Source organism: Paenibacillus agaridevorans (genome assembly GCF_003112455.1).
In the GTDB taxonomy this organism is placed as follows: Bacteria; Bacillota; Bacilli; order Paenibacillales; family Paenibacillaceae; genus Pristimantibacillus; species Pristimantibacillus agaridevorans.
Map to the genome: position 1 here is coordinate 533549 of NZ_BDQX01000458.1, position 2782 is coordinate 536330.

The window sequence follows — 2782 nt, forward strand, 5'->3', positions numbered from 1 at the left end:
ACGCAGTGTCATACCTCGTCACGCACGGCCTTGGAAGCACGGCCTTCGAGCACAAACGCGGGGGGATTCACCATGAACTCTCGTTATTTGTGCCGATGGAGGATCCCGTCAAAATTATGCGGCTCAAGCTGCGCAACGACTCCGAAACGCCCAGGAAGCTGTCGGTTACGTATTATGCGGAATGGGTGATCGGCGTGCAGCGGCAGAGCAACGCCTCCTTCATTTCCAGCGAATGGGACGAGGAGGCCAAAATCTTGACCGCGCAAAACCGTTATCAGGAAATATTCCGGGAAGCAACACCTTTCCTCGGCATCTTCCCGGAACGGTCGGAAGGCGAAGATCAGGAAGTATCCTGGACATCCGATCAGCTCGGCTTCATCGGCCGCAACGGCAGCGTGCTCCAGCCAGCCGCACTGTCGCGCGCCAGACTGGACAAGCAAACCGGCGTTCATTACGCCAGCTGCGGAGCCGTTCAGCGCAAGCTGACCCTGCAGCCTGGCGAGGAAACGGAAGTGATCCTGCTGCTTGGATGCGGCACCTCCCGCAAACACGCCGCCGAGCTCGCGGGGCGTTACGCCATCGCCAGCCGTTGCGACGAAGCCTGGCAGGAAACTTCGAGTTACTGGGCGGAGACGCTGGGCCAAATCGTCGTCGACACGCCTTCGCAGGAGACGAACATTCTGCTTAACGGCTGGCTGCTGTATCAATCGCTGGCTTGCCGGATGTGGGCCCGAACGGCCTTCTATCAAGCGGGCGGCGCATTCGGATTCCGCGACCAACTGCAGGATTCTCTCGCTATCCTCCATACCAGACCGGAGCTGACGAGAAAACAAATTTTACTTAGCGCCTCCCATCAGTACGAGGAAGGAGACGTACAACACTGGTGGCACGAAGAGACAAGCCGCGGCATCCGCACCTTGTTTTCGGACGATCTGCTCTGGCTTCCGTACACCGTCAGCCGGTACATCGAGCATACGGGGGACGCCACAATTCTGGATGAGCTTGTCCCTTACATTACAAGCGACACGCTGCGGGAAGGCGAACATGAACGGTACGAGGAGACGATCCGTTCGTCTCATAGCGGAACGGTCTACGAGCATTGCGTCAGAGCCGTCGAAAAGGCACTATCGCGAATCGGCGAGCATGGCTTGCCGCACATTGGCGTCGGCGACTGGAACGACGGCATGAATCTCGTCGGTGACGAAGGCCGCGGCGAAAGCGTCTGGCTGGGCTGGTTCCTATGCGAAGTGCTGCGCAGGCTTGAGCCGTTATCCGTGTCGCGCGGAGAGCGGGATCGGGACGAGAAGTACCTCCTCGAGCGGGACAAGCTGGCGGATGCGATACATGAGCATGGATGGGATGGTCAATGGTACCGAAGAGCGTTCACGGACGGGGGCACCTGGCTCGGCTCGCTTTACAATGAGGAATGCCGAATCGACGCCATCGCGCAGTCCTGGTCCGTCATCTCCGGCGCCGCGCCGGAGGATCGGGCGCTGCAAGCGATGCAATCGTTCGACCGCGAGCTGGTCGACCGCGAGATGTCGGTCGTGCGTCTGCTGACGCCGCCTTTCGATCGGACCGAGCCGAGCCCCGGTTATATCCAGGGTTATCCGCCGGGCATCCGCGAGAACGGCGCTCAGTATACGCACGGCGTCATCTGGAGCATCGTCGCCTGGAGCAAGCTGGGCCGCGGCGACAAGGCGTTCGAGCTGTTCCGCATGCTCAATCCCATCAACCATACGCGGACCGACCGCGAGGTTCGGACCTACTACGGCGAACCATACGTGATGGCTGCGGATGTGTACACGGCCGAGCCGCATCAGGGCCATGCGGGCTGGACCTGGTATACCGGCGCCTCCAGCTGGATGTACCAGAGCGGCATCGAATGGATTCTCGGCATTCGCAAGTTAGGCGACAAGCTTTACTTAAATCCTTGCGTGCCGTCCGATTGGCCGGGCTTTAAGGTCGCCTACCGATTCGGCGAGACCCGCTATCTGCTGGATTTCAAGCGGGAGCATAACGAAGGCGCACCGTTCGATCTGGAGGCGGGACCCGAAGCCTATATAGAACTGGAAGATCAGGGCGGTGAACATGCCGTTTCGATTAAGCTGACCTAGCACTGCAACATGAAACACAGAGAAACGGCTGCGCCGTCCTCTGGCGGAACTGTCAACTGACAATGCAGCTCGTTCTACCCCGGGAATTCTAGGCCCCTCTATGCAGCACACTTTTAAATGGTTTTGTGTTTAACAACCGGCGGTATCAGGTTTGGCAATTGCCACCCTGTACCGCCTTTTTTTCGTCAACGCGATGCTCGAATTTCCCGTCCGGCAAAAAATAACGGGAGCAGTTGTAACGGAACTGAAATGCGTAATTTCAGCAAAAAGCAGCATTTCGCAAATCTAATGGAACTGACAGCCCTTATGAGGGGCAAAAGTTCGCGATTTGCCTGGATTTCTCACGAATAACGTCGCAGAGTTCCGTTAGATTTTATTATCACGCCAAACGATCCATATAAGGGCCAACATTTCCGTTAACAAGTTGGCGATGATCGAGATTGCAGCTTCATTTCCAGTTTTGCGCACAAAGAATCAATGGCCTCTCAAGAAACGTTATTTCCAAGAAACAGACTCCAAACCTTTGCTTTCGAATCAATAGCGTTACTCATATCCGTTAGAATTGCGATTGGCTCATTCCGCCAAAAATAACGTCGATACTGAGGCTGTCGATTCATTGTGGACGGCAGCGCAGTTAAGTAAAGGCTGATCGTAACGGACACCAC

The 2782-nt window shown here is 56.6% G+C and carries 1 protein-coding gene; it reads left to right on the top strand.

The genetic code is table 11. The features are described from left to right. Positions 1-2117 (top strand): glycoside hydrolase family 94 protein (locus PAT3040_RS39435; RefSeq protein ID WP_373864004.1); only part of this gene is annotated, 2117 nt, incomplete at its 5' end. Positions 2118-2782: the final 665 nt, after the last annotated feature.